26 protein-coding genes are annotated in these 24,500 nt (G+C 62.0%); 19 read left to right on the forward strand and 7 right to left on the reverse strand.

Translation table 11 applies throughout. The annotated features are described in order from the left end of the window. Nucleotides 1-24: 24 nt before the first annotated feature. A complete protein-coding gene (locus AC0NIH_RS19530) occupies nucleotides 25-615 on the forward strand; it encodes a chloramphenicol phosphotransferase CPT family protein (protein ID WP_473460355.1) in 591 nt (196 codons plus the stop codon). Here AC0NIH_RS19530 and AC0NIH_RS19535 read toward each other — a convergent pair. The 5 genes from AC0NIH_RS19535 to AC0NIH_RS19555 form a co-directional block, all read right to left on the reverse strand. Beyond that, a complete protein-coding gene (locus AC0NIH_RS19535; RefSeq protein ID WP_473460353.1) occupies nucleotides 612-1,694 on the reverse strand; it encodes a phosphatase PAP2 family protein in 1,083 nt (360 codons plus the stop codon). The genes AC0NIH_RS19530 and AC0NIH_RS19535 overlap by 4 nt on opposite strands. Nucleotides 1,695-1,802: 108 nt before the next feature. Next, complete coding sequence (locus AC0NIH_RS19540; protein WP_473460351.1) at nucleotides 1,803-2,240, reverse strand: HIT family protein; 438 nt, start codon at nucleotides 2,238-2,240, stop codon at nucleotides 1,803-1,805. 107 nt (nucleotides 2,241-2,347) lie between these two features. Further along, nucleotides 2,348-3,559: a GNAT family N-acetyltransferase gene (locus AC0NIH_RS19545; protein ID WP_473460349.1), complete on the reverse strand. Its 1,212-nt coding sequence runs from the start codon at nucleotides 3,557-3,559 to the stop codon at nucleotides 2,348-2,350. A 55-nt stretch (nucleotides 3,560-3,614) separates the two neighbouring features. Beyond that, a complete protein-coding gene (locus AC0NIH_RS19550; RefSeq protein ID WP_287273722.1) occupies nucleotides 3,615-4,343 on the reverse strand; it encodes a glycerophosphodiester phosphodiesterase in 729 nt (242 codons plus the stop codon). A 13-nt stretch (nucleotides 4,344-4,356) separates the two neighbouring features. Then, nucleotides 4,357-4,821, reverse strand: coding sequence for a RidA family protein (locus AC0NIH_RS19555; RefSeq protein ID WP_023764910.1), 465 nt, complete (start codon nucleotides 4,819-4,821; stop codon nucleotides 4,357-4,359). A 139-nt stretch (nucleotides 4,822-4,960) separates the two neighbouring features. Between AC0NIH_RS19555 and AC0NIH_RS19560 the strand changes: the two genes are divergently transcribed. From AC0NIH_RS19560 to tsf, 5 genes are all read left to right on the forward strand, one after another. Continuing rightward, a complete protein-coding gene (locus AC0NIH_RS19560; RefSeq protein ID WP_287273718.1) occupies nucleotides 4,961-5,791 on the forward strand; it encodes a cell envelope integrity EipB family protein in 831 nt (276 codons plus the stop codon). Between the two features lie 96 nt (nucleotides 5,792-5,887). Continuing rightward, a complete protein-coding gene (locus tag AC0NIH_RS19565) occupies nucleotides 5,888-6,166 on the forward strand; it encodes a DUF4031 domain-containing protein (RefSeq protein WP_023764912.1) in 279 nt (92 codons plus the stop codon). Beyond that, the gene (locus AC0NIH_RS19570; protein WP_352690231.1) at nucleotides 6,163-6,774 is read left to right on the forward strand and encodes a LysE family translocator; all 612 of its coding nucleotides are present in this window, start codon (nucleotides 6,163-6,165) and stop codon (nucleotides 6,772-6,774) included. The genes AC0NIH_RS19565 and AC0NIH_RS19570 overlap by 4 nt, the downstream gene beginning before the upstream one ends. Before the next feature lie 176 nt (nucleotides 6,775-6,950). Further along, on the forward strand, nucleotides 6,951-7,733 hold the full coding sequence (gene rpsB, locus AC0NIH_RS19575) for a 30S ribosomal protein S2 (RefSeq protein WP_023777441.1): 783 nt from the start codon (nucleotides 6,951-6,953) through the stop codon (nucleotides 7,731-7,733). Between the two features lie 109 nt (nucleotides 7,734-7,842). Beyond that, the gene (gene tsf, locus AC0NIH_RS19580; protein ID WP_023764914.1) at nucleotides 7,843-8,763 is read left to right on the forward strand and encodes a translation elongation factor Ts; all 921 of its coding nucleotides are present in this window, start codon (nucleotides 7,843-7,845) and stop codon (nucleotides 8,761-8,763) included. 108 nt (nucleotides 8,764-8,871) lie between these two features. Here the strand turns inward: tsf and AC0NIH_RS19585 are convergent, their stop codons facing one another. Next, a complete protein-coding gene (locus AC0NIH_RS19585) occupies nucleotides 8,872-9,798 on the reverse strand; it encodes a LysR family transcriptional regulator (RefSeq protein WP_013895362.1) in 927 nt (308 codons plus the stop codon). A gap of 116 nt (nucleotides 9,799-9,914) precedes the next feature. Between AC0NIH_RS19585 and AC0NIH_RS19590 the strand changes: the two genes are divergently transcribed. The 13 genes from AC0NIH_RS19590 (at nucleotide 9,915) to lpxB (ending at nucleotide 23,037) form a co-directional block, all read left to right on the forward strand. Next, nucleotides 9,915-10,442 (forward strand): nuclear transport factor 2 family protein, encoded by a 528-nt coding sequence (locus AC0NIH_RS19590; RefSeq protein ID WP_473460346.1) that lies wholly within the window; start codon nucleotides 9,915-9,917, stop codon nucleotides 10,440-10,442. A gap of 47 nt (nucleotides 10,443-10,489) precedes the next feature. Then, nucleotides 10,490-11,599 carry an aldo/keto reductase gene (locus AC0NIH_RS19595; RefSeq protein WP_287273705.1) on the forward strand — a complete coding sequence of 370 codons (1,110 nt, stop codon included), beginning with the start codon at nucleotides 10,490-10,492 and terminating at the stop codon, nucleotides 11,597-11,599. 153 nt (nucleotides 11,600-11,752) lie between these two features. After that, the gene (gene pyrH, locus AC0NIH_RS19600; protein ID WP_013895365.1) at nucleotides 11,753-12,475 is read left to right on the forward strand and encodes a UMP kinase; all 723 of its coding nucleotides are present in this window, start codon (nucleotides 11,753-11,755) and stop codon (nucleotides 12,473-12,475) included. Nucleotides 12,476-12,574: 99 nt separating this feature from the next. Beyond that, on the forward strand, nucleotides 12,575-13,129 hold the full coding sequence (gene frr, locus AC0NIH_RS19605; RefSeq protein ID WP_023777436.1) for a ribosome recycling factor: 555 nt from the start codon (nucleotides 12,575-12,577) through the stop codon (nucleotides 13,127-13,129). 31 nt (nucleotides 13,130-13,160) lie between these two features. Beyond that, the gene (locus tag AC0NIH_RS19610) at nucleotides 13,161-13,895 is read left to right on the forward strand and encodes an isoprenyl transferase (protein ID WP_023764919.1); all 735 of its coding nucleotides are present in this window, start codon (nucleotides 13,161-13,163) and stop codon (nucleotides 13,893-13,895) included. Then, nucleotides 13,892-14,707: a phosphatidate cytidylyltransferase gene (locus tag AC0NIH_RS19615; protein ID WP_473460343.1), complete on the forward strand. Its 816-nt coding sequence runs from the start codon at nucleotides 13,892-13,894 to the stop codon at nucleotides 14,705-14,707. The genes AC0NIH_RS19610 and AC0NIH_RS19615 overlap by 4 nt, the downstream gene beginning before the upstream one ends. A gap of 96 nt (nucleotides 14,708-14,803) precedes the next feature. Continuing rightward, nucleotides 14,804-15,946, forward strand: a complete 1,143-nt coding sequence (gene rseP, locus AC0NIH_RS19620; RefSeq protein ID WP_023764921.1) for an RIP metalloprotease RseP — start codon at nucleotides 14,804-14,806, stop codon at nucleotides 15,944-15,946. Between the two features lie 217 nt (nucleotides 15,947-16,163). After that, nucleotides 16,164-18,536, forward strand: a complete 2,373-nt coding sequence (bamA, locus tag AC0NIH_RS19625; RefSeq protein WP_473460341.1) for an outer membrane protein assembly factor BamA — start codon at nucleotides 16,164-16,166, stop codon at nucleotides 18,534-18,536. Nucleotides 18,537-18,611: 75 nt separating this feature from the next. Continuing rightward, nucleotides 18,612-19,667 (forward strand): UDP-3-O-(3-hydroxymyristoyl)glucosamine N-acyltransferase, encoded by a 1,056-nt coding sequence (gene lpxD, locus AC0NIH_RS19630; protein ID WP_473460339.1) that lies wholly within the window; start codon nucleotides 18,612-18,614, stop codon nucleotides 19,665-19,667. Continuing rightward, the gene (gene fabZ / locus AC0NIH_RS19635; RefSeq protein WP_013895372.1) at nucleotides 19,660-20,127 is read left to right on the forward strand and encodes a 3-hydroxyacyl-ACP dehydratase FabZ; all 468 of its coding nucleotides are present in this window, start codon (nucleotides 19,660-19,662) and stop codon (nucleotides 20,125-20,127) included. Before lpxD ends, fabZ begins: the two co-directional genes overlap by 8 nt. A 13-nt stretch (nucleotides 20,128-20,140) precedes the next feature. Continuing rightward, entirely contained in the window at nucleotides 20,141-20,974 is an 834-nt protein-coding gene (gene lpxA, locus AC0NIH_RS19640; protein WP_473460337.1) for an acyl-ACP--UDP-N-acetylglucosamine O-acyltransferase, read from the forward strand. After that, entirely contained in the window at nucleotides 20,961-21,863 is a 903-nt protein-coding gene (locus tag AC0NIH_RS19645) for an LpxI family protein (protein ID WP_473460335.1), read from the forward strand. The genes lpxA and AC0NIH_RS19645 overlap by 14 nt, the downstream gene beginning before the upstream one ends. Then, nucleotides 21,853-23,037, forward strand: a complete 1,185-nt coding sequence (gene lpxB / locus AC0NIH_RS19650; protein ID WP_473460333.1) for a lipid-A-disaccharide synthase — start codon at nucleotides 21,853-21,855, stop codon at nucleotides 23,035-23,037. Before AC0NIH_RS19645 ends, lpxB begins: the two co-directional genes overlap by 11 nt. A 52-nt stretch (nucleotides 23,038-23,089) precedes the next feature. Here lpxB and gltA read toward each other — a convergent pair whose 3' ends face one another. Continuing rightward, nucleotides 23,090-24,418 carry a citrate synthase gene (gene gltA, locus AC0NIH_RS19655; protein ID WP_013895376.1) on the reverse strand — a complete coding sequence of 443 codons (1,329 nt, stop codon included), beginning with the start codon at nucleotides 24,416-24,418 and terminating at the stop codon, nucleotides 23,090-23,092. Between the last annotated feature and the right edge of the window lie 82 nt (nucleotides 24,419-24,500).

Consider the following 24,500-nt stretch of genomic DNA (forward strand, 5'->3'; position numbering starts at 1 on the left):
GAGGTGGCGGCATAGAGGTGGCATATGGCTGGCCAGATCATCATCCTCAACGGCGCGCCGCGATCGGGCAAGTCGAGCATCGCTCAGGCCATCCAGGAACGTTTTGAAGGTCCGTGGATGAACCTGGGCGTCGACAGCTATGCGCAGATCACGCCGCCGCGATATCGTCCGGGAATAGGCCTGCGACCCGGCGGCGAGCGCCCTGACCTCGAAGTCTTCGTTCCGCGATTTTATGCCGCCCTCTACGAATCGATCGCGGCCCATAGCCGGCTGGATCTGAACGTCGTGGCGGATGTCGGTCATCACGATGGCTATTCGAAACCGCTCGACATCCTGGCCGATTGCGCGCGCCGGCTCGCCGGCCTGCCGGTGCTGTTTGTCGGCGTTCGCTGTCCGATTGAGGTCATTATGGAAAGGCGAGCCGCCAGCGAGGCGGGCAGGGGTTATGTCACCGGCTCTTCAGACGATCCCGTGCCTTTGCCGGTGCGTCTGTGGCAGGAGGCGGTGCACCGGCCCGGTGTTTACGATCTGGAAGTCGACGCCTCGCTTCTGAGTTCGGTGCAGTGCGCGGATGCAATTCGGCAGCATCTCAAGAGCGTCCAAGTGGCAAATTAGGCGCGCACCCGGGACAATGCTCCGCCCGTGATTTTCCAGATCGCGACGGCAATAAGCGCGCCCGCGTAGCCGTCGACGGCATAGTGCCAGCCAAGCACCACCGAACCGAGCATGATGATGGCTGCGAATATCCACATCACGATGCCGAGCCTGGTCGATAACCGCGTCAGGTAGAGAGCGAAGAGCACCGACGTCGCGACGTGGATGGAGGGGAATGCCGATATGCCCATGGTTCCCGAAGCCGAACCCGTATAGCCGCTCCACAACCTGTCCTGCGTGGACAATGCCCAGATCGGATACTGGCGGTTCGCGGACGCAAGCGCGTCCATCAACGGCTGATACTGATCGCCAAGGTCGAGCCTTGCATAAAAGCACGGGCCCGCGGATGAGAATGCCATTGCGATGAAGAAGCCGCCAACCAGCCAGACCAGCATGAAGCTGAGCAGAAACTGATGGCGCAGCAGTGAGTCGCGGGCGGCGGCGACGCTTGAAAAGACCATTGCGACCAGCACTGCGAACCAGAAATTGTAGCAGAAATTGAGAAGGTGAACGGCCAGCGGACTTTCAACGATCCACCAGAGCCATTGATAGGGAGTGCGGCCGAAATGCAGGCCGGCGCCGAAATGCGCGAGGGTCTGGTCCCAGGAGAAAGGCACCAGCACCGCGATCGCTCCCTTCAGCACCACGAAGCCCGACATAAAAACCAGCATCGCGGCAAGGCCGTTGATGCCGTTGGCAATGCGATTTCGATCGGTCAGCATCTGCTGGAGCGGACGCAACAACATGCGAAGCGGCGACCTGGCACGATCGACAAACGCCAGCCAGAACAGCCGGAAGGTCGCGTATGCGCATCCGGCTATCCAGAAGTAAACCACCAGATAGAAAGTGTATTCGTAAAGTAATCCGAAATCCGGCAGGTTTCCAACTCTGCCGCCGACGACAAAACCCAATCCGAGCGTAAACAGCGCTACCGCATGAACAGTACAGTGCCGAAAAAATGCATCGACCAAAAGGTTGGAGAAGGCGCCATCGACCCCAGCGCCAACCCGCCCGCCTATAGCTTCGGAAATATCGTGCATCGAATGCCCCTCGCAAGACAAATGCCTCAAGAGGGTTTGAAAGACTATTAAAAAAGCAGTCGCCCACGGTGGCGCAGGTGCCGATATGATCGTTCAGTTTACAAAGATTTAAAACCGCGCACGCAGGACGGTTCGGATCGTTTCGGCGTTCTGTGCCAGCACTTCGGGCTTCTCCATCCCACCCGTGTGCGGCTTCAGGGGGATGCCGTCGAAGCGCGGAATGACATGGACATGCAGATGGTAGACGGTCTGCCCCGAAGCGGGCTCGTTGAACTGCATGATGGTGACGCCGTCGGCGTCGAAGGCTTGTTTGACCGCCGCCGCCACTTTCTGGACGACCGTGAAAAGCGGACCGAAGGTCGAGGGGTCGGCGTCGAGCAGGTTGCGCGACGGCGCCTTCGGCACGACCAACGTATGGCCGGGCCCCTGTGGCATCACGTCCATGAAAGCCACGACTGCTTCGTCTTCGTAGACGCGGTGCGAGGGAATTTCTCCGCGCAGGATCTTGGCGAAGATGTTTTCGGTGTCGTAGGCGGTGTCGGCCATGGTGAATGCTCCGGATTGTGCCTCGCCAACTCGTGTAGCGAAGCTGCCCCGGAGCGGCAAGACGATGTCGTGGGACGATCAGGTGGCTGCAGCGCAAAAGGCGCCCGCTATTCCTCCAGGTCCTTGCGGAATGGCGTGTGGTCTTCCAGATATTCGCCCATCCGTTCGACTTCGCGACGCTCGCGCCGAAGATAATCGGCCACCGCATTGCGCAGGCCGGGATGAGAAATGTAATGGGCGGAATGCATGGTCACCGGCCGGTAGCCGCGTGCCAGCTTGTGCTCTCCCTGGGCGCCTGCCTCGACCACCTTGAGCTTGCGTTCGATGGCGAAGTCGATCGCCTGGTGGTAGCAGACCTCGAAATGCAGGAAGGGATGATCCTCGATGCAGCCCCAGTTGCGGCCATAGAGCGCGTCGGAGCCGATGAAGTTGATGGCGCCGGCTATGTAGCGCCCGTGTCGCCTGGCCATCACCAGAAGGATGTCGTCAGCCATGCGTTCGCCGATCAGCGAGAAGAACTGACGGTTCAGATAGGGACGGCCCCATTTGCGGCTGCCAGTGTCCATGTAGAAGGCGAAGAAGTCGTCCCAGGCTTTTTCCGTCAGGTCCTTGCCGGTCAGCCAGTCGATCGAGATGCCATCGGCAAGCGCCTCGCGCCTTTCTTTCTTCATTGCCTTGCGCTTGCGCGAGGCAAGCGTGGCCAGGAAGTCGTCATAGGAGGAAAAGCCTTCGTTGAAGAAGTGGAATTGCTGGTCGGTGCGATGCAGGAAGCCTGCCGCCTCCAGCGTCGCGACGTCGCTCTCCTGCGCGAAGGTCACATGCGCGGAGGACACGCCGAGCTTGTCGGTCACCATTTTGAGGCCGGCGGCCAGCCCGGCCTTCACCGCATCCTGGTCCTCGCCTTTGCCGACCAGCAGGCGAGGGCCGGTGACCGGGGTGAACGGCACAGCACTTTGCAGTTTTGGATAATAGCGGCCGCCGGCGCGCTCGAAGGCATCCGACCAGCCATGATCGAACACATATTCGCCCTGGCTGTGCGACTTGAGATAGCAGGGGACGGCACCGAGCAGCCTGCCTTGCGCTGTCTCCAGCCGCAGGTGATGTCCTTGCCAGCCGGTGCGCCGCACGGCGCAGCCGGAATCCTCCAACGCACTTAAAAAAGCGTATGAAACCAGCGGGTTGTAGTCGTTTTTCGCGTTGCGCGTGGTGCCGGCAAATCCGTTCCATTCATCGCAGGTGAAGGCTCCGATGCCTGCGGCGATGCGGATCGAATAGTCCGCATTTGCTGTTTGCCTGTCGCCATCGTCGCCCTGATCCATGAGGCTTATTTAAGCTCCATCCGGGCTGCTACAAGTCACGTTTCAGGCACTCCGCTCAGGCGACTTCGACGAGGTCGGGTTCGAACCCTTCGAAGGTCATCTGGTCGGCGTATCTGAAGGTCAGGTCGACCGCGGGCTGATCATGCACCGTCCAGGTAATGACGGGCATTTTGAGCTTTTCACGCACAAAGCTGACAAACGGATTCGGCAGGTCGCCGGCAGCGTAGGAGGTGAAGGAAAGCTCATGCGCCAGCATGGCGAAATGCGCCTCGATCAGTTTGAGGTCCTTGCCGTAGGCGGTCAGTCCACCCGGAATGCCCGGCGCGTGTTTGGCGAAATCGCGGATCAGCCAGTGATCGAACGACATGATCGCCGCCTTGCCCTTGTAGCGCTTGAGCATCTTGCCGACGCGCGCCACCAGACCTTCGTCGCGGCCGGGAGTCCCTTTCAGCTCGACGACCATGGGCACGCGGCCGTCGACGAGGTCGAGTGCTTCCTGCAACGTCGGCACGTGATCCGGTGTCCCGCCAACCTTGAGCGTCGCAAGTTCAGCCGCGGTGCGCTGCCAGACGAAACCGTCCTGCCCGGTCAGCCTTTTCAGGTCGCCATCGTGGATGATGACGGGCACGCCATCCGACGACAGATGCACGTCGCATTCGATGGCGTAGCCGCGTTCGGCCGCGGCGGTGAAGGCGGAAAGCGTGTTTTCCCAGCGCGTCTTGTTCATGTCGTGAAAGCCGCGATGGGCAACGGGCCGGGCAATCAGCCAGGAAAGGTCGGTCATGTCGGGCCTTCGCTCATTCGACTTCGAAGATCGCTTCGATTTCCACTGCGGCATTAAGCGGCAGGGAGGCGGTGCCGACGGCGGAGCGGGCATGCTTGCCGCGCTCGCCAAGAGCGGCGACCAGGAAATCGGAGGCGCCATTGGCAACTAGGTGCTGCTCGACGAAGTCGGTGGCGGAGGCGACGAAGACGGTGATCTTCACCAGGCGGCGGATTTTCTCGAGATCGCCGAGCGCTGCCTTGGCCTGTGCCAGAATGTTGATGGCGCAGTATTTCGCGGCGTCCTTGCCGCTTGCCGTGTCGACATCGCGGCCGAGCAGGCCGACGGCCTGCAGCTTGCCGTCCTTGAGCGGCAATTGCCCGGCGGTGAACAGCAGGTTGCCGGTCCTGCAATAAGGCACGTAGTTGGCGGCAGGCGCGGCGGCGACAGGAAGCGTCACGCCCAGATCGCTTAGCCGCTTTTCGATTGTTTCACTCATTGCTTTTCCCTATTGCTGGAAGGCGCCGCGCTGGCCGGGCCGAAATTGCTATTTTTGCCTCGCTTCCGCCATGACTTTTTTTAAGCTGGACCATCTTTCCCTGCGGCCCTGCCATCAGCCGCGACGATCGGAGCACCACATGCGCGCAACGCGCCTCGCATTCCATGCCGTCCTGTTGTCTGCGGTCTTCTCGATAGGGCCCGCTTTCGCCGTGCCGGCGCTGCAGGCGCATCGCGCCGTGTACGATCTCACCCTCAACAAGGCGTCCGACCGCTCCGGCATAACCGGTATATCGGGCCGTATGGTCTACGAGTTCAACGGCTCCGCCTGCGAAGGCTATACCGTGAAATTCCGTTTCGTCACCCAGATCGTCACCAACGACAATACAAGGGTGACCGACCAGCAGACGACCACGTTCGAGGATGCCGAAGGCAAGACGTTTTCGTTCGTGACCAAATCCTTCGTCGACCAAAACCTCGACAAGGAGGTCAAGGGCATTGCCACGAAAGACGCGAAGGGGCTCAAGGTCGATATCGACAAGCCCGAGAAGAACAGCCTCGAACTCGCCGCCACCCAGTTCCCGACCCAGCATCTGGTTGAACTGATCGGCAAGGCCGAGAAGGGCGAGAACTTCTACCAGACAAACCTGTTCGACGGTTCGGAAGACGCCAATAAGGTGATGGCGACCACCGTCGTCGTCGGCAAGAAGACCGATGGCCAGAAGGCTGATCCGGAAGCGCCGGCGTTGGCGAAGCTTGCCACCGACAAATACTGGCCGGTCGACATCGCCTATTTCGACGACAGCGCCCAGAATGGCGAAGAAGTGCCGGAATACCGGATCAGCTTCAAGCTGCATGAGAACGGCATCACCCGCGATCTCACCATGGACTATGGCGACTTCTCGATGACCGGCAAGCTGGTCAATCTTTCACTGTTCGACCAGACAAAGCCTTGCCCAGTATCGAAATAATTGGCCCAGTATCGAAATAATTGGCCCGGTATCGAAATAGCCGGCGCGGTATCGAAATAGCGGGAATGTGCAATTGAGCGGGCCACGGCGGGCTTGATGGCGGTCTACGTCGACGCGGCGATCTGGAAGTGGGCGGGCCATCTCTGGTGCCATCTCCTGGCCGACGATACCGACGAGTTGCATCGCTTTGCCGCCGAACTCGGCGTCAAGCGCTCGTCCTACCAGGGACCGCCCAAGACATCGGCGCCGCATTATGACATAACCGGCTTCGAGCGCGACCGCGCGGTGCGGCTCGGCGCCATCGAATGCAGCCGCGAGCAGATCGTCGCCATCTTTCGACGCGTGCGGGTGCCCAACGGAAAGGTCAGGCGATGACACCTACGGCATTTCTCGCATATTGCGCCGCCGTCACCCTTGCCGCCGCAACACCCGGACCAGCGATGTTCGCGGTCATCACCAATGGCGTGTCGCGTGGGTTTCTTCGCGCCTTCATAGCCGGCGTCGGAGTCGCCGCCGGCGATGCCGTGCTGGTCACTCTGGCGCTGCTCGGACTGGTGGCGCTCGCCCAGACCTTCGAATGGATCTTTCTCCTGCTGAAATATGCGGGCGCCGCCTATCTGATCTTTCTCGGCGTCAGGATGTGGCGGGCCTCGGCGACGCAATCAAATAAGGCGCAGATGGCCGAGGCGAGATTATCCCGGTCTTTCTTCCTTGGCGCGTCCATAGCGCTGGGGAATCCGAAGGCGATCCTGTTCCATGCCTCGATCATGCCGCTGATCCTCAATCTCGACACCATGACCTTCACCGATGGCTTGCTGGTGGTTGCGGTCGTGATCAGTGTCAACGTCCTGACCATGGGGCTCTATGCCGCGCTGGCGGGCAGGGCCTCAGGCTGGTTCAGGACGCCGAAGCGCATGCGGCTGATGAACAGGTTTGCCGGCAGCGCCATGATCGGCACCGGAGCGCTGATTGCCGCACGCTGAGCGGTGAAGCGCCTCGTCGCTTGCGTTTGTCGCGCATCCCCTCTATATGCGCGCTCATTCCACACACGGACTTTGGTGTCTGCCCGGGAGAAATCCGGCTGAAACCTCCGGTGGCGTTCGAGGACTTTGTCCAAAAATGCCTGTGTCCGTGGAGGCTAACCGGAAAGGAAATGAGAATGGCACTGCCTGATTTCAGCATGCGCCAGCTTTTGGAAGCTGGCATTCACTTCGGCCACCAGACCCATCGCTGGAACCCGAAGATGGCGCCCTACATCTATGGCGCCCGCAACAACATCCACATCATCGACCTCTCGCAGACGGTGCCTTTGCTGCACCAGGCGCTGAAGCAGGTTTCCGACACCGTTGCCAAGGGCGGCCGCGTGCTGTTCGTCGGCACCAAGCGCCAGGCGTCGGACATTGTCGCTGACGCGGCACAGCGTTCGGCCCAGTATTACGTCAACTCGCGTTGGCTCGGCGGCATGCTGACCAACTGGAAGACGATCTCGAACTCGATCCAACGCCTGCGCAAGCTCGACGAGATGCTGGCCGGCGAAGCCCAGGGCCTCACCAAGAAGGAGCGCCTCAACCTCGACCGCGAGCGCGAGAAGCTCGACAAGGCACTCGGCGGCATCAAGGACATGGGCTCGACGCCCGACCTGATGTTCGTGATCGACACCAACAAGGAAGCGATCGCCATCCTCGAGGCCAAGCGTCTCGGCATTCCGGTCGTGGCCATCATCGATTCGAATTGCGATCCGGACAAGATCGACTTCCCGATCCCCGGCAATGACGACGCGGCGCGCGCCATCCAGCTCTATTGCGACCTGATCGCCAAGGCTGCGATCGACGGCATCGCCCGTCAGCAGGGCGCGCTCGGTGTCGACATCGGCGCTTCGGTCGAAGCTCCGGTCGAGCCTGCGCTCGATCCGGCTCCGGCTTCGGAAGCCCCCGAGGCTTGACAATCGAAGGCCGCCCGCGGCCTTCATCTTTCTCATATTTTGGCACGCTAGACAGACGCATCATCGAATACCGATGGTGCGTCGGTGCATTTAAATCAAAGAGGCGACAATGAGCATTTCGGCTGCACAGGTCAAAGAACTCCGCGACTTGACCGGCGCGGGCATGATGGACTGCAAGGCGGCGTTGACCGAGACCAACGGCAACATGGAAGAGGCCGTCGACTGGCTGCGCAAGAAGGGCATCTCGAAGGCCGACAAGAAGGCTGGCCGTACCGCGGCTGAAGGTCTGATCGGCGTCGACAATGGCGTGCGCGAAGCTGCCGTCGTCGAGGTCAATTCCGAGACCGACTTCGTCGCCCGCAACGCCGCGTTCCAGGAAATCGTTGCCAATGTCGCCAAGGTGGCGCTCGCCTACGGCACGACCGAAGCAGTGGCTGCCGCCAAGTATCCGGGCTCGGACAAGTCGGTTTCCGACACCATCAAGGACGCCGTCGGCACCATTGGCGAAAATATGGGTTTCCGCCGCTCGGCCAAGCTCACCGTTCCGCACGGCGCGGTCGCTACCTACGTCCACAACGCCGTTGCCGACGGCCTTGGCAAGCTCGGCGTGCTGGTCGCGATCGAGACCACGGGCAATGAGCATGCCGCCAACGCCTTCGGCCGTCAGGTCGCCATGCATGTCGCCGCCACCAACCCGATGGCGCTGACCGCGGAGCAGATCGATCCGGCAGCGGTCGAGCGCGAGAAGGCGATCTTCTCCGACCAGGCGCGCCAGTCCGGCAAGCCGGAAGCGATCATCGAGAAGATGGTCGAGGGCCGCATGCGCAAGTTCTATGAGGAAGTCGTGCTCCTGAAGCAGGCCTTCGTGCTCAATCCCGACATCACCGTCGAGAAGGCGCTCAAGGATGCCGAAAAGGAGATCGGCGCACCGGCCAAGATCACGGCCTATCTGCGCTTCGCGCTCGGCGAAGGCATCGAGAGGGAAGAGACCGATTTCGCGGCGGAAGTCGCGGCGGCGGTCAAGAAATAGCCTTTTCCAGGGCTAACTCTTTGTTTTGACGCAATTCCCAAGGGAAAGCGCTACGCGCTTTTCCCGGGAAAACCGCTTCACACTTTTCCTGGAATTGCTCCAACGAACTCAGGCAACTCGGCCGGGTGTCCGCAAGGGCGCCCGGCCGATTTCGTTTGCGGTATCGATGAAGGCCCTCAGCTTCGGCGCCATCGCGGCCCGGCGTGGGAAGTAGAGAAACAGGCCAGGTTCCTCGATCGCCGATTGCGGCAGGACCTGGACGAGGCGGCCGGCGGCAAGATCGGCGCGCGCCAGCGGCTCGAACATATAGGCGAGTCCGACGCCTGCGAGCGCAAGATCGATTGCCGCAAGTGAATCCGTCACCACAACGCTGCCCCGCGTCTCCATGGCGATGTCCTTGCCATCCTCGACCAGATCCCAGCGATAGAGAGCTCCGGAACGGACGAGCCGGTAGCCAATGCAATTGTGATTTGCCAGGTCGGCAACGCTGCCGGGACGGCCGTGCCGGCCGATATAGGCGGGCGAGGCGACGATGACTACGGAGAATGGCGGCGTCAGCCGGACCGCCACCATGTCCTGCGCGATCATCTCGCCAAGCCGGATGCCGGCATCGAAGCCTTCGCCGACGATATCAACCAGACCCTGGTCGGCGAAAATCTCGACCGTAACCTCCGGATAGCGCTCGGCCATCGCTGCGACGACCGGAGTCACCGCCAATGGGATCGCGATGTTGGAGGCGTTGATCCTGAGCAGGCCGGAGGGCCTGCCTTTGACACTGCGGATACGGTCCATCCGCTCGGCAATGTCTTGAAGGGCAGGGGCCGCCGTTTCCACCAGCGCCTTGCCGGCCTCGGTGAGCGAAACGCTGCGCGTCGTGCGTGCGAACAAGGGCTGGCCGATCCGCTCTTCGACAAGGCGCACCGCATGACTGACCGCCGAAGGGCTCATGCCGAGTTCGGCAGCGGCAAGCGCGAAGCCGCCGCGCCGGGCAACGGCGACGATCACAGGCAGGTGGGTGAGCAGGTCCCGATCCATTCATGCATGATATCGCATAGTCTGTACGAACAATGCAATCTTATCGCTATTAGCGTGCCGGTCCACATTGTCGCCAACACGTCGGCGATGGGCTGATGGCATCGAGGAGAAAAGACATGAATGCATTGAAGCAGGTAACTTTCGCGGCAGGCATGGCGTTGGCGCCGATCGATGCCGGCGGGGCGGAGCCATCCGACTGGCGGGCGTTCGCTGACGAGCGCGCGGTGATCCGCATCGCCGATGCCATCGACCGCGCCGTCGACGCCCAGGACTGGAAACTTGCACGCAGCTATTTCGCGGATCGGGTCACTGCCGATTTCAGCAGCCTTTCCGGACAGCCGGCGGCCAACATCGCCTCCGACGACCTGATCGGCGCCTGGGCGGGCAACCTCAAGGGCAGCAAGACAAGCCTGCATTTGCGCACCAACCACCAGGTCGTCCTTGAGGCCGATGCGGCGACCGTTCGTTCCAACGGCTATGCCTGGAACCGGATGGAAGGCAATGGCGACCCGCTTTGGGAAGTCTGGGGCACCTATGAGCACCACCTGACGCGTTCCGCCGCCGGCTGGAAGGTCGACGGCTTCACGTTCCGCATGACGCATGAGCGCGGCAATCCCTGGGTCAAGACGACGCCGGGACAGTGACACTGCGGGCCAGTGACGCAGTAGCTACCAAGCATTGGAGAACGATCATGAGCATGACCTATTACACGCTCGGCAACAGCGGCCTCAGGGTCAGCCGTCTGGCGCTGGGCACGATGACTTTCGGCACGGAATGGGGTTGGGGAGCCGACAGGAACACCGCGCGGGCGATGTTCGACACCTATGTCGAGGCGGGCGGCAATTTCTTCGACACCGCGGACCTCTACACCGGCGGCACCGCCGAAGCCTGGCTTGGCGAATTCATCGCCGAGCGCGGCTTGCGCGACATGGCGGTGATCGCCAGCAAGTTCACCATGAACATGCAGCCTGGCAATCCGAATGGCGGCGGCAATGGCCGCAAGAACATCATGCGGGCCGTCGATGCCTCGCTGAAGCGGTTGGGCACCGATTATATCGATCTATATCTCATGCATGTCTGGGACAGGCTGACGCCGGCCGAAGAGGTCATGCGCACCCTCGACGATCTCGTGCGCGCGGGCAAAATTCGCCATGTCGGCCTTTCCGATGTGCCAGCCTGGTATGCGGGCCGGGCCCAGGCGATCGCCGAACTGCGTGGATATGAGCCGGTCTCGGCGCTACAGCTCGAATACTCCCTGGCCGAACGCGCGATCGAGAACGAGTTCGTGCCGTTCGGCATGCGCCATGGCGCCGGCATCATGGTCTGGAGCCCGCTGGCCAGCGGGCTGCTGAGCGGCAAGTATCGGCCGGCTCAGGCCGGAAACGCGGGTCGGCTCGACGGATTTCGCGACTCGACGCATCCGGGCTTTCAAAAGTTCACCGAGCACAACTGGGCCATCGTGGCGGAACTCGAGAAGGTCGCATCCGAGCTTGGCCGCTCCATGTCCCAGGTCGCGCTCAACTGGGCGGCGACGCAGCCGGGGATTGCCGCCGTCATCCTCGGCGCGACGAAGCTTGCCCAGATGCAGGACAATCTTGGCGCGCTGGATTTCGAGATTCCCGCAAGGCTTCGCGACCGGCTGGACGAGGTCAGCAGGACTCCGGCGCCGTTTCCCTATTCCTTTTTCGGTCCGCAAATACAGGCGCGCGTTACCGGCGGTGCCGCGACCGGCGACAAGCCTTCCGGATACGCGCTGCCGGTGCTCGTCGAAGGTCTGCCGACCAGCGTCTCCACCAGTTGATCGATCGGGCAGGGTGCCCATGAAATTGCCGTTTGGGCGCCGCGTGACATCGCGGCGCCCTTCGTGTATCGGAACTCGGCATCGTGCCAATGTTCGGGCGCCTGCGCGAGGGCGGCCAGCCCAGGCGCGCCACATGCAAATGACGAGGACCATATGACGGTGAAGCCCCTCTACCGACGTGTTTTGTTGAAAGCGTCGGGCGAAGCGTTGATGGGCGAACAGCATTTCGGCATCGATGTCTCGGTCGTGGACCGCATTGCCGCCGACATCGCCGAAGCCCGCGCGCTGGGCATCGAGGTTGGCGTCGTCATCGGCGGCGGCAACATCTTTCGCGGCGTGGCCGTCGCCTCCAAGGGCGGAGACCGCGTCACCGGCGACCACATGGGCATGCTGGCCACGGTCATCAACTCGCTGGCGCTGCGAACATCGCTGAACAAGATCGGCGTCGACGCCGTAGTGCTGTCCGCGATTGCCATGCCCGAACTCTGCGAAAGCTTTTCGCAACGCCAGGCGACCGCCTACATGAACCAGGGCAAGGTGGTGATCTTTGCCGGCGGCACCGGCAATCCGTTCTTCACGACCGATTCGGCCGCCGCACTTCGCGCGGCTGAAATCGGCGCCGACGCTCTGTTCAAGGGCACGCAGGTCGACGGGGTCTACTCGGCTGATCCGAAAAAGGACCCGGATGCGACGCGTTTCGAGCGCATCAGTCATGGTGAAGTCATAAAACGCGGCCTTTCCATCATGGATACGGCTGCGATTGCACTTGCGCGTGAAAACAACATTCCGATAATCGTTTATTCGATCCACGAAAAAGGTGGTTTCGGCGATATTCTGAGGGGCGGCGGCCGCTGCACGGTCGTCGCGGACGATTGATCCGGGGCCTGATCCCGAAGAGGGAAGCTGGTTTTCGACAATCGGGCCCGAACGCCCCCGAAGCAGTGAACCCGCGGCAGACGGGTCGAGGAGACTAAGATGAGTGGTGAGTACGACGATCTCAAGCGGCGCATGGATGGGGCAATCGCCGCGTTCAAGCATGACCTGGCTTCGCTGCGGACCGGTCGCGCTTCCAGCAATCTGCTCGATGCGATCCAGGTTCAGGCCTATGGCACCACCATGCCGATCAACCAGGTCGCCAACGTCACTGTGCCGGAGCCGCGCATGATCTCGGTGTCGGTCTGGGACAAGTCTATGGTCGGCGCGGTCGACCGCGCCATCCGCGAGTCCAATCTGGGCTTCAATCCGATCGTCGACGGCACCAATCTGAGGATTCCGCTGCCGGAGCTCAACGAACAGCGCCGCAAGGAACTGGTCAAGATCTCGCATGGCTACGCCGAGAACGCCCGCGTCGCCGCGCGCCACGTGCGCCGCGACGGCATGGACTTCCTGAAAAAGGCGGAGAAGGACGGCGACATCAGCGAGGACGATCATCGCAAGCGTTCGGACCAGGTGCAGAAGCTCACCGACGAAACGATCAGCACCATCGATCATCTGCTTTCCGACAAGGAAGCTGAAATCATGCAGGTTTAGGTTGGCCTTGGGCTGATCCGAAAGCGAGATCATGACAACGCCCGCGCACGTCGCGATCATCATGGATGGAAATGGACGCTGGGCCAAGGCGCGTGGCATGCCGAGGCTTGCGGGTCATCGCGCCGGGGTGGAGGCGCTGCGCAAGACGGTGCGGGCGGCTCCCGATCTCGGCATCTCCTTCCTGACCGTCTATGCTTTCTCGTCGGAGAACTGGTCGCGGCCGAAGTCCGAGGTCAGCGACCTGATGGGGCTGTTGAAGCTGTTCATCCGCCGTGACCTTGCCGATCTGCACCAGAGCGGCGTGCGGGTCAGGATCATCGGCGACAGGACAGGGCTGCAGGCCGACATCAGGGGGCTGCTCGACGAAGCCGAATCACTCACCGCCAACAACGAAGCGCTGACGCTGGTCATCGCCTTCAACTATGGCGGGCGCGACGAGATCGTCCGCACGGCGCGCAAGCTTGCCTCGGCCGTGGCGCGCGGCGAGATCGACAGCGAGGCAATCACCGCCGAAAGCTTTGCCGGCTTGCTCGACACGCAAGGCATCCCCGATCCGGAACTGGTCATACGCACCAGCGGCGAGCTCCGCCTGTCCAACTTCCTCTTGTGGCAGGCCGCCTACAGCGAACTCGTCTTCCTGCCGTGCTATTGGCCGGACTTCAACCGCGAGCACCTCGCCGAGGCCTTGCGCGAATTCGCCGGCCGCGAGCGCCGTTTCGGCGGCCTGGGCCCACCAGACGTCGCTTCGCGACCGGCCGCGGGATGAGCAACCTTCAGCTCCGCGTCATTTCGGCGGTCGTGCTGGCCATCGTCGCCCTTGGCCTGACCTGGCTTGGCGGTCTGCCCTTCCGGCTGCTGTGCGCGGCGATGTCGGCGATGATCTTTTACGAATGGACACGCATGTCGCGGCCCGCCGCGGCCAGCGGGCTCGGCTTCCTGCCGGAAGCGCTGGCCGCCGTTTTCATCGTCGCCCTGATCGCCGGCCTTTCCTCATTCTGGCTGCTGCCGCTCGTCGTGGCACTGGTTGCCATGGCGGCGATTGCCGCCCGGGTCGGCAAGAGCGGGCAGTGGGACGCGAGCGGTCTTGCCTATGCTTGCGTGTCTGGCTTGTCGCTTGCCCTGCTGCGTGATGGCGACCATTCGGGGCTGGTCGCAATCCTGTTTCTGTTCGCGGTGGTCTGGGCGACCGACATTTTTGCCTATTTCGTCGGCCGCGCCGTCGGCGGCCCCAAACTGGCGCCGTCGATTTCGCCCGGCAAGACGCGCAGCGGCGCGCTCGGCGGCGTGGTTGGCGGCGTTGTCGCCGGTCTCATCCTGGCCACCATCGCCGGCGCCGGCAACCTAGCGTTGCTCGGTCTCGTGGCGCTCGCACTTTCGATTGTCGCCCAGACCGGCGACCTTTTCGAATCATGGGTCAAGCGGCGGCATGGCTGCAAGGATTCGGGCGTGCTCATTCCAGGCCATGGCGGCGTCATGGATCGTGTCGATGGGCTTGTCGCGGCGGCTCTCGCCCTGTACGTCATCGGCTGGATTTCGGCGGGGGCCGATCATCCGGCACGGGGGCTGTTTCCCATTTGAATGATGTCGTTTCGCGATCCGATGCGGGCATGCCTTGGATTTGCCTGGATTGATGTCACAGTCACGGCGCAACCGCGGAAGAATTGAGGGCCTGAATTGAACGAGATTCTTCACGCGATTTTCAGCACGGACGGCCTCTTTCTCGGCACGCTGGTGCCGTTTCTCTTTGTGCTCACCGTGGTGGTGTTCGTCCACGAAATGGGCCACTACCTCGTCGGCCGCTGGTGCGGCATCGGGGTCAGGGCGTTCTCGATCGGCTTCGGTCCGGAACTTATCGGCTTCAACGACAGTCATGGCACGCGCTGGAAGCTCTGCGCCATACCGCTGGGCGGCTATGTCAAATTTGTCGGCGACATGAGCGCCACCTCCAGCAAACCTACGGCTGGAGAGCTCGAAACGCTGACCGATGAGGAACGCAAGATTGCCTTCCACACCCAGGCGATATGGAAGCGCGCGGCGACGGTGGCGGCCGGGCCGCTGTTCAATTTCCTGCTTACGATCGTCGTCTTCTCCGTGCTGTTCACCACCTATGGGCGTTATGTCGCCGAACCCATGGTGGCGCAGGTTACCGCTGACAGTCCGGCAGCCAAGGCCGGCATCCTGCCCGGAGACCGATTCGTCAGCGTCGACGGCAGCAAGGTCGAGACCTTCGGTGACGTGCAGCGCCTGGTTTCGGGCCGTGCCGGTGACACCATCACCTTCGTCATGCTGCGCGGTGGCAAGGAAGTCACCGTGACGGCGACACCGCAGTTGATGGAGCAGCAAGACGCACTCGGCAACAAGGTCAAGGTCGCGGTGATCGGCGTCGTCAACAACAAGGAGTTCGGCCAGCCCCGTCTCGTCACCTACACGCCGGTCGGGGCCGTTGCCGCGGCGGTCGAGGAAACCGGCCATGTCATCCAGCGCACCGGCCAGTTCATGCAGCGTTTCGCCGTCGGGCGCGAGGACAAGTGCCAGTTGGGTGGCCCGGTCAAGATCGCCGACATGGCCGGCAAGGCGGCCAAACTGGGTTTCGAGTGGCTGGTTCAACTCGTTGCATTGCTGTCCGTAGGGATAGGCATTCTAAACCTTTTGCCGATTCCCCCCCTCGACGGGGGCCATCTCTTGTTCTACGGGGTGGAGGCAGTCATCCGCCGTCCGGTGTCGGAATGGATGATGGAAATGGCCTATCGGGCCGGTCTGCTTCTGGTGCTGTGCTTCATGGGCTTCGTTTTCTGGAACGATCTGTTTGGGTGCTGAAATCATGAAGGAATTTGGCCTGGGCATGGTCGATGTTGAGACGTCGTTTACCATGCCCGGGGATATGAGTGACGCGAAAGCCACGCAACTCGGTTAAGTAAATACAAATTAACCAGAAGCCTTGCGTGTAGGGAAAATCCGGTTAATACGGTAGGGGAAATTACCGCACGTCCGGTTTTCTCGCCGTGGGGACTACGAGAAAAGGTTATTAAGCCCGATGAAGGCAGCATCCAAGTTTCTGAACGCCGCGTCCGCGGCGGCACTGTCCGCCGCTCTGGTCGTACCAGGTGCGCTCGCAGTGCAATTCGTTGCCACATCGGCGGCCGAAGCCGCTGTCGTCAGCCGGGTGGAAGTGAGCGGCAACCAGCGTGTCGACGCCGAGACCATCCGCAACTACATCACCATCAAGCCGGGCAAGGCCTTCTCCAGTTCGGACATCGACAGCGCGGTCAAGGCGCTGTTCGGCACCGGCCTGTTCTCGGATGTCCAGATCAACCAGGTCGGCTCGACCTTGGTGGTCAAGGTTTCCGAATACAAGGTCGTCAACCAGGTGCTGTTCCAGGGCAACAAGAAGCTCAAGGACAACGCGCTTCAGGCTGCGGTTCAGCTGAAGCCGCGCAGCACGTTCTCGCAAGCCACGCTCGATTCGGACGTCGAGGCGGTCAAGGCCGCGTACCGCCGTATCGGCCGTGACGACGCCGGCGTGACCACCCAGATCATGGATCTCGGTGACAACCGCGTGAACGTGGTCTTCAAGATCACTGAAGGCGACCGCACGCAGATCGCCGCGATCAATTTTGTCGGCAACAGCGCCTATTCCAGCCGCCGCCTGTCGGACGTGATCAACACCAAGCGCTCTTCCTGGGTTTCGTTCATCCTGCGCGATGACGTCTATGACGAAGACAAGCTGCGCGCCGACCAGGAGCTGCTGCGCCGCTTCTATTACAATCACGGCTACGCCGATTTCCAGGTCGTGTCGGCTGTCGGCGAACTCGACAATGCGACGAACAAATACACCGTCACCATCACCGTCCAGGAAGGCGAGCGGTACAATTTCGGCGATATCAGCGTCGAAAGTACGATCCCGGAAGTCGACGCCAAGTCGCTGCAATCGGTGGTCGAGACCCAAAAGGGTGACGTCTACAACGCCAAGAACGTCGAGGATTCGATCATAGCCCTGACCGAGAAGGTGGCCGGTTCCGGCTACGCCTTCGCGCAGGTGACGCCACGTGGCGACCGCAATTTCGAGAACCATACGATCTCGGTGGTCTATACCATCGACCAGGGCACCAAGGCCTATATCGAGCGCATCGAGATCCGTGGCAACGATCGCACACGCGACTACGTCATTCGCCGCGAATTCGACGTCAGCGAAGGCGACGCGTTCAACCAGGTGCTCATCCAGCGCGCGAAGAAGCGGCTGGAAGACCTGAATTATTTTGACAAAGTTGATATCTCGACGGTGCCTGGCTCGCAGCCCGATCAGGTCGTGCTGGTGGTCGACGTGGTCGAGAAGTCGACGGGTGAATTCTCGGTCGGCGCTGGCTATTCGACCGGTGGCGACACGGCGGGCCCGTCGGTCGAAGGATCGATCACCGAGCGTAACTTCCTTGGCCGCGGCCAGTTCATCAAGGTGTCGGCGGGCGGCGGCAAGAATTCACGCGACTACAGCCTGTCCTTCACCGAGCCGTATTTCCTCGGGCGTCGCATCGCCGCCGGCTTCGACATCTATAAGTCGACGCGGGAATACAACAACAATTACGACAGCGACACGACGGGCGCGACGATCCGCTTCGGACTGCCGATCACCAACAGCATCACGACCCAACTGGCCTACAACATCTCGCAAGAGAAATATAAGGTCGACGATAGTTGCGGTCCTACCACCGTCGGAAATCCAGACGGCACCTGCACGATTTCTCCGGCCATCCTGGATGGCATCGCTCAAAGCCCTTGGATCAAGTCGTCGGTCAGCTTGGGGCTGGTCTACAACACCATCGACGACATGAAGAACCCGCACGAGGGTATCTACGCCAACACGACGGTCGAAGTGGCCGGTCTCGGTGGCGATGCCAAGTTCGTGAAGGTCACCGGACGCGGCAGCGTCTACCAGACTCTATCCGAGCAGCTTGACCTGGTCGGATTGATTTCAGGCGGTGCGGGTCACGTGGAGGCTTACGGCGGCGATGGATCTCTGCGGATATTCGATCAATTCCAAAGCACTGACCGCATGATCCGTGGCTTTGCCTATGCCGGTATCGGCCCGGTCGATCCGACCACGGGTGACCATCTCGGTGGTGTGACCTATTTCAACGCCTCGGCCGAAGCTCAGTTCCCGTTGCCGGTTGTTCCGGAGAGCTTCGGTCTGCGCGGCGCTGTGTTTGCGGATGCTGCAACGTTGTACGGCAGCAAGATCGATACCAGCGTGAACCAGAGTTCGCTTGACATGAAATTGCGTGCTTCGGTCGGTATCGGCCTGATGTGGGCCTCGCCCTTCGGCCCGATCCGTATCGACTATGCGATCCCGGTCAGGAAGGAAGCGACCGACGACGTGCAGGAATTCAACTTCGGCATATCGACCCGCTTCTGATCGGCGGCCAACGATGCTCCCGGATTTTCTGAATCCGGGAGAAATGTTCCGACCTAGCTGGATATAGCTTCTGGAATGACCGATCCGGTGTTCTTCGCGCCATCACGCCGGTATACGGCGGCCGAAGTCGCGAATCTGACCGGCTCGGTGCTTGTCGATTCCGGCCAATCCGACGTTTCTATCTCTGCTCTGGCTCCGGCCAGCGAGGGCGGCGCCAATGCGCTCGTCTTCGTCGACGGCAAGCGTAATTCAGCGCTGATGCCGTCGCTGCGGGCCGCGGCCGTCCTGTGCCCGGCCGAATTCGCCAACAAGGCGCCGGAGGGCGTCGCTGTCCTGATCCACCCGCGTCCGCAACAGGCATTCGCGCTGGTCGGCCGACTGCTGTTCCCGACAGCCGCGACGCCGGGGCCAATGACCAGTGAAACCGGTATTTCGCCGCACGCTCATGTCGACCCGACCGCCCATGTCGAAGCCGGCGCGATCATCGAGGCCGGCGTGGTCATCGGGCCGGGCGTCTCGATCGGCAGCGGCACCGTCATCGCGCCCAACGCCGTCATTGGACAGTCCTGCCAGATCGGCCGTGACGGTTATGTCGGGCCGGGCACCAGTATCCAGTATGCGCTGATCGGCAATCGGGTCATCATCCATGGCGGCGCCAGGATCGGCCAGGACGGCTTTGGATTCGTCGGCGGCGCCAAGGGGCCGGAACGCGTTCCACAGATCGGACGGGTCGTCATCCAGGACGATGTCGAGATCGGCTCCAATTCCACCGTCGATCGCGGCGCCATGTCCGATACGATCATCGGCCAGGGCACCAAGATCGACAATCTCGTACAGATCGCTCATAACGTCCGCATCGGCCGCAATTGCATAGTGGCCGGGCTTTCCGGTATTTCCGGTTCCGTGGTCGTGGGTGACAATGTCACGATGGGCGGCGGCGTCGGGCTGGCGGATCACCTGACCATCGGCACGGGAGCCAAGCTTGCCGCCAGAAGTGGATTTATGAGCAATGTTCCTGCCGGCGAGATCTGGGGCGGTTATCCGGCACAGCCGATGGCGGAAGCCATGCGAGAGATAGCCATGTTGCGCACGATGGCCAGGGCACGCAAGCAGGGCAAGGACAATGGCTGACATGGTGGCGGCGACGACGCTGGAAGCGGTCGACATAATGGGGCTGATGAAGCTCCTGCCGCACCGCTATCCCTTCCTGATGATCGATCGCATCGTCGAGATCGATGGCGACAACTCCGCCATCGGCATCAAGAACGTGACCATAAACGAGCCACATTTTCAGGGGCATTTCCCCGACCAGCCGGTGATGCCGGGCGTGCTGATCGTCGAGGCCATGGCGCAGACGGCCGGCGCCATCTGTATCCGCAGCCTTGGAGCATCGAAGCCGTCGCTGGTCTATTTCCTCACCATCGACAATGCCAAATTCCGCAAACCGGTCGTTCCCGGCGACCAGTTGAAGATCCATGTCAAGAAAATCAAGAAGCGCGGCAACCTGCTCAAATTCGCCTGCGAAGCCCTGGTCGACGGTACCAAGGCGGCCGAGGCCGAGATTTCAGCCATGATGGTCACCGGCGACTGACGATCGAGTGCCTATGCAAATCAAGACTTCAATCCATCCTTCTTCCGTTGTGGAAGAAGGCGCTCAAATCGGCCAAGGTGTGCGCATAGGGCCGTTCTGCCATGTCAGCGCCGATGCCGTGATCGGCGACGGTGTCGAACTGGTCAGCCATGTCTCGGTGATGGGCGCGACCACTATCGGAGCGTCTACCAAGGTCTATCCGATGGCGACATTGGGTGCGCCGCCGCAGAACACCAAGCACAAGGGCGGCCGCACCACCCTGGTCATCGGCGCCAACTGCACCATCCGCGAAGGCGTGACCATGCATGTCGGCACGGACACCAGCCGTGGCGAAACGACGGTCGGCGACAACGGCAATTTCCTTGCTTACGCCCACATCGCCCATGATTGCGTCGTCGGCAAGAACGCCACCTTCGCCAATGGCGCTACGCTGGGCGGACACTGCGAGATCGGCGACAATGTCTATATTGGCGGCCTCAGCGCCGTGCATCAATTCGTGCGTGTTGGCGACAACGCCTTTCTTGGCGGGTGCTCGGCTTTTGTGGGTGACGTCATTCCCTATGCCATTGCCGTCGGCAACCGCGCCAGCTTGCGCGGCTTGAACATCATCGGCCTCAAGCGTGCCGGCCTGCCGCGTTCCGAAATCTATCTGCTGCGCAGGGCTTACAGGACGATCTTCGATCGCTCCCGCACCGTCGGCGAGAACATCGAATTCGCCAAGGCGGAGTTCGCCTCTTCCCCGACCGCCATGAAGATCATCGATTTCATCACCACTCGCGGCAAGCGGCACTATGCCGTGCCGTCGCTCAAGGGCGGCGATGGCGACGACACCGATGATGAAGACTGAGACGGCGGGAACTGCTCTTGATCTCCCGTCTGATGCCAAGGTCGGCATCATCGCCGGCGGCGGCAGCCTTCCGGTCGAAGTGGCGGCCGGCCTGGCAGAGGCCGGACATCCGCCCATCATCATCCTGGTCGACGGTCAGGCCGACCGTCAGTCCGACCTCACAATCTACGAGCATGAAAGCCTCGCGCTGGAAGACATCGGCTCGCTGGCTGCGTTGCTGAGGCGCCGGCGGATCACCCATCTGGTCCTTGCCGGCGAGATTAGGCGCAGGCCGCGGCTGGTCGACATGCGGCCGAGCCTTGGCTTGCTGGCGCTGATACCCTCGGTCGCCATGGCGCTTGCGCGCGGCGATGACGGGCTGTTGAAGATATTGACCCGCGGCCTGGAGGCGCGCGGCGTTAAGGTCGTCGGTGCGCATGAGGTCGTACCGCGGCTTGTCGCTGCCGAAGGGCCTCTGACCAAGGCAGTGCCGAGAAAGTCCGACTGGCGCGATATCGAGGCGGCACGCACGGCGGCAAAGGCCATCGGCGCGCTCGACATTGGTCAGGCGGCTATTGCCATCGGTGGCCGCGCCATCGCTTTGGAAGGCGTCGAGGGCACCCACGGACTGCTCGAGCGGACGCAGCATCTGCGTGGCCATGGCAGGCTTGCCGGCAAAACCCGCGGTGTCCTGGTCAAATGCGCCAAGCCCGGCCAGGAGTTGCGTGCCGATCTGCCATCCATTGGCCCCCGTACGGTCGAGGCGGCACACGCCGCCGGGCTTGCCGGCATTGCCGTGGAAGCCGGCCATTCGCTGATCCTCGAAGGTCCCGTCGTTCTCGCGCGCGCCAATGCGCTTGGCCTGTTCGTGTTCGGCCTGCCGGCCGCGGAGCCTGGCCATGGCAGCTGAGAAGCCGCTGAAGATCGCCATCGTCGCCGGCGAAGAGTCCGGCGACTTGTTGGGCGCCGACATCGTGCAGGCGTTGAAACGCATGACCGGACGCGAGGTACGGCTCGTCGGCATTGGCGGACGGCATCTGCAGGCGCTTGGGCTGGTGCCGTTGTTCGATGGTGCCGAGATCGCACTGATGGGGCTCAGCGCCATTCTGCGTGACCTGCCGCGCCTGATGCGGCGGATCAGCCAGACGGCGGGCGCGGTCGCTGCTGAAACCCCCGACTGCCTGATCACCATCGACAGCCCTGATTTCTCGCTGCGCGTCGCCAAAAAGGTCCGCGCCGCCGATCCATCTATCCCGATCGTCCATTATGTCTGTCCAAGCGTCTGGGCGTGGCGACCGGGCAGGGCGCCGGCGATGAAGCCCTATGTCGACCACATATTGTGCATCCTGCCGTTCGAGGTGAAGGAGCTCAGCCGCCTCGGCGGCCCGCAGGGCACCTATGTCGGACATCGCCTTGCGCATGATCCGGGCGTACTCAGCGCTGCGAGAGCGCAAACCCAGCCGCGCGACCTCTCGGGAGATCGCATCAAGACGCTGCTCGTCTTGCCCGGTTCGCGGCGCGGTGAGGTGAGCCGGCTGATCGAACCGTTCGGCGAGACGGTCTCGATCCTGCGGCAACGCGGACATCAACTGCGTCTGCTGTTGCCGACAGTGCCGCATGTCGCCGACCTGGTCAGGGCCTCGGTGGCGCGCTGGGACCAGGAGCCGGAAATCATTCTCGATCCCGAGCGCAAATGGCAGGCCTTCGGCAAGGCCGATGCCGCGCTGATCGCGTCTGGAACGGTGTCGCTGGAACTCGCGTTGTCGGGCGTGCCGACGATCTCGTGTTACCGGCTCGATCCGGTGATGCGCATGGTCCAGGGCCTGGTCAGGGTGTGGAGTGCCGCCTTGCCCAATCTCATCGCCGACCAGGCGATCGTGCCGGAGCACTACAACCAGTATGTGCGGCCACGCTATCTGGCGCGGCAGCTAGAGGCGCTGTTTTCGGACACCGCCTACCGTAGCTGGCAAAAGGACGGCTTTGCTGAAGTTGTCAGGCGCATGGCCACGGACAAGCCTTCAGGCGAGATCGCCGCGGAGGTGGTGATGGGGTGCATGAAGAAGGCAGTAGGCAGTAGGCTGTAGGCAGTAGGCAGCAGGCATCTTATTCCCTACTGCCTATTCCCTATTCTATTCCCTACCTTTTCGCGATCGGCACGTAGTCGCGCTCCGGTGCACCGGTGTAGAGCTGGCGCGGACGGCCGATCTTCTGGCGCGGATCCTCGATCATTTCCTTCCACTGCGCGATCCAGCCGACGGTGCGGGCGACAGCGAACAGCACGGTGAACATGGTGGTGGGGAAGCCCAGCGCCTTCAGCGTGATGCCGGAGTAGAAGTCGACGTTCGGGTAGAGCTTCTTCTCGATGAAGTAGGAATCGGTCAGCGCGATCTTTTCCAGCTCCATGGCGATGTCGAGCAGCGGATCGTCCTTGATGCCGAGTTCGCCCAGAACCTCATGCGCCGTCTTCTGCATGATCTTGGCGCGCGGATCGTAGTTCTTGTAGACGCGGTGGCCGAAGCCCATCAGCCGGAACGGATCGTCCTTGTCCTTGGCGCGGGCGATGAATTCCGGGATGTGATCGACATGGCCGATCTCGCCCAGCATGTTGAGCGCCGCTTCGTTGGCGCCGCCATGGGCCGGACCCCACAGGCAAGCGATGCCGGCGGCGATGCAGGCGAACGGGTTGGCGCCCGAAGAGCCGGCGAGGCGAACGGTCGAGGTCGAGGCGTTCTGCTCGTGATCGGCATGCAGGATGAAGATGCGCTCCATGGCGCGTGCCAGCACCGGGTTGATCTTGTATTCCTCGCACGGCACGGCGAAGCACATATGCAGGAAGTTGGCCGCGAAACCGAGATCGTTCTTCGGGTAAATGAAGGGCTGGCCGATGTGGTACTTGTAGGCCATGGCCGCGATCGTCGGCATCTTGGCGATCAGCCGCATGGAGGCAACCATGCGCTGGTACGGGTCGGAGATGTCGGTGGAATCGTGATAGAAGGCCGACAGCGCGCCGACCACACCGCACATCACCGCCATCGGGTGCGCATCGCGGCGGAAGCCGGTGAAGAAGCGCGACATCTGCTCGTGCACCATGGTGTGGCGCGTTACGCGGTAATCGAAATCGTCCTTCTGCGCCTTGGTCGGCAGTTCGCCGTAGAGCAGGAGATAGCAGACTTCGAGGAAATCGCCGTGTTCGGCCAACTGGTCGATCGGATAGCCGCGGTGCAGGAGAATGCCGGCATCGCCATCGATGAAGGTGATCTCCGACTCGCAGCTCGCCGTCGAGGTGAAGCCCGGATCGTAGGTGAAGGCACCGGTGGTGCTGTAGAGCGAAGCGATGTCGATGACGTCGGGCCCGACGGAACCGCTTCGCACCTTGAACTCATGAGTCTTGCCGCCGAATTCCAGCTTTGCCGTGGCCTCTTGGGTCTTGCCGCCAAATTCCAGTTTTGTCGCAGCTTCGGTCATTGCAAACTCCTTCTCGTTTCCTCATGCCGGCGAAGGCAAATTTCTGCAGAGCGACACGTCGAAATCACCGCAATGCGCGTAT

It is taken from the genome of Mesorhizobium sp. WSM1386 (assembly GCF_055901595.1).

Bases quoted from the DNA above. Each gene is read 5' to 3' on its own strand.
- AC0NIH_RS19545 (WP_473460349.1), bottom strand. From the start codon at position 3,559: ATGGATCAGGGCGACGATGGCGACAGGCAAACAGCAAATGCGGACTAT.
- lpxA (WP_473460337.1), top strand. From the start codon at position 20,141: ATGCAAATCAAGACTTCAATCCATCCTTCTTCCGTTGTGGAAGAAGGC.
- AC0NIH_RS19610 (WP_023764919.1), top strand. From the start codon at position 13,161: ATGACAACGCCCGCGCACGTCGCGATCATCATGGATGGAAATGGACGC.
- pyrH (WP_013895365.1), top strand. From the start codon at position 11,753: ATGACGGTGAAGCCCCTCTACCGACGTGTTTTGTTGAAAGCGTCGGGC.
- frr (WP_023777436.1), top strand. From the start codon at position 12,575: ATGAGTGGTGAGTACGACGATCTCAAGCGGCGCATGGATGGGGCAATC.
- tsf (WP_023764914.1), top strand. From the start codon at position 7,843: ATGAGCATTTCGGCTGCACAGGTCAAAGAACTCCGCGACTTGACCGGC.
- AC0NIH_RS19645 (WP_473460335.1), top strand. From the start codon at position 20,961: ATGATGAAGACTGAGACGGCGGGAACTGCTCTTGATCTCCCGTCTGAT.
- lpxD (WP_473460339.1), top strand. From the start codon at position 18,612: ATGACCGATCCGGTGTTCTTCGCGCCATCACGCCGGTATACGGCGGCC.
- AC0NIH_RS19555 (WP_023764910.1), bottom strand. From the start codon at position 4,821: ATGAGTGAAACAATCGAAAAGCGGCTAAGCGATCTGGGCGTGACGCTT.
- AC0NIH_RS19530 (WP_473460355.1), top strand. From the start codon at position 25: ATGGCTGGCCAGATCATCATCCTCAACGGCGCGCCGCGATCGGGCAAG.
- AC0NIH_RS19585 (WP_013895362.1), bottom strand. From the start codon at position 9,798: ATGGATCGGGACCTGCTCACCCACCTGCCTGTGATCGTCGCCGTTGCC.
- AC0NIH_RS19590 (WP_473460346.1), top strand. From the start codon at position 9,915: ATGAATGCATTGAAGCAGGTAACTTTCGCGGCAGGCATGGCGTTGGCG.
- AC0NIH_RS19535 (WP_473460353.1), bottom strand. From the start codon at position 1,694: ATGCACGATATTTCCGAAGCTATAGGCGGGCGGGTTGGCGCTGGGGTC.
- AC0NIH_RS19615 (WP_473460343.1), top strand. From the start codon at position 13,892: ATGAGCAACCTTCAGCTCCGCGTCATTTCGGCGGTCGTGCTGGCCATC.
- gltA (WP_013895376.1), bottom strand. From the start codon at position 24,418: ATGACCGAAGCTGCGACAAAACTGGAATTTGGCGGCAAGACCCAAGAG.
- bamA (WP_473460341.1), top strand. From the start codon at position 16,164: ATGAAGGCAGCATCCAAGTTTCTGAACGCCGCGTCCGCGGCGGCACTG.
- fabZ (WP_013895372.1), top strand. From the start codon at position 19,660: ATGGCTGACATGGTGGCGGCGACGACGCTGGAAGCGGTCGACATAATG.
- rpsB (WP_023777441.1), top strand. From the start codon at position 6,951: ATGGCACTGCCTGATTTCAGCATGCGCCAGCTTTTGGAAGCTGGCATT.
- AC0NIH_RS19550 (WP_287273722.1), bottom strand. From the start codon at position 4,343: ATGACCGACCTTTCCTGGCTGATTGCCCGGCCCGTTGCCCATCGCGGC.
- AC0NIH_RS19570 (WP_352690231.1), top strand. From the start codon at position 6,163: ATGACACCTACGGCATTTCTCGCATATTGCGCCGCCGTCACCCTTGCC.
- lpxB (WP_473460333.1), top strand. From the start codon at position 21,853: ATGGCAGCTGAGAAGCCGCTGAAGATCGCCATCGTCGCCGGCGAAGAG.
- AC0NIH_RS19595 (WP_287273705.1), top strand. From the start codon at position 10,490: ATGAGCATGACCTATTACACGCTCGGCAACAGCGGCCTCAGGGTCAGC.
- AC0NIH_RS19565 (WP_023764912.1), top strand. From the start codon at position 5,888: ATGGCGGTCTACGTCGACGCGGCGATCTGGAAGTGGGCGGGCCATCTC.
- AC0NIH_RS19540 (WP_473460351.1), bottom strand. From the start codon at position 2,240: ATGGCCGACACCGCCTACGACACCGAAAACATCTTCGCCAAGATCCTG.
- AC0NIH_RS19560 (WP_287273718.1), top strand. From the start codon at position 4,961: ATGCGCGCAACGCGCCTCGCATTCCATGCCGTCCTGTTGTCTGCGGTC.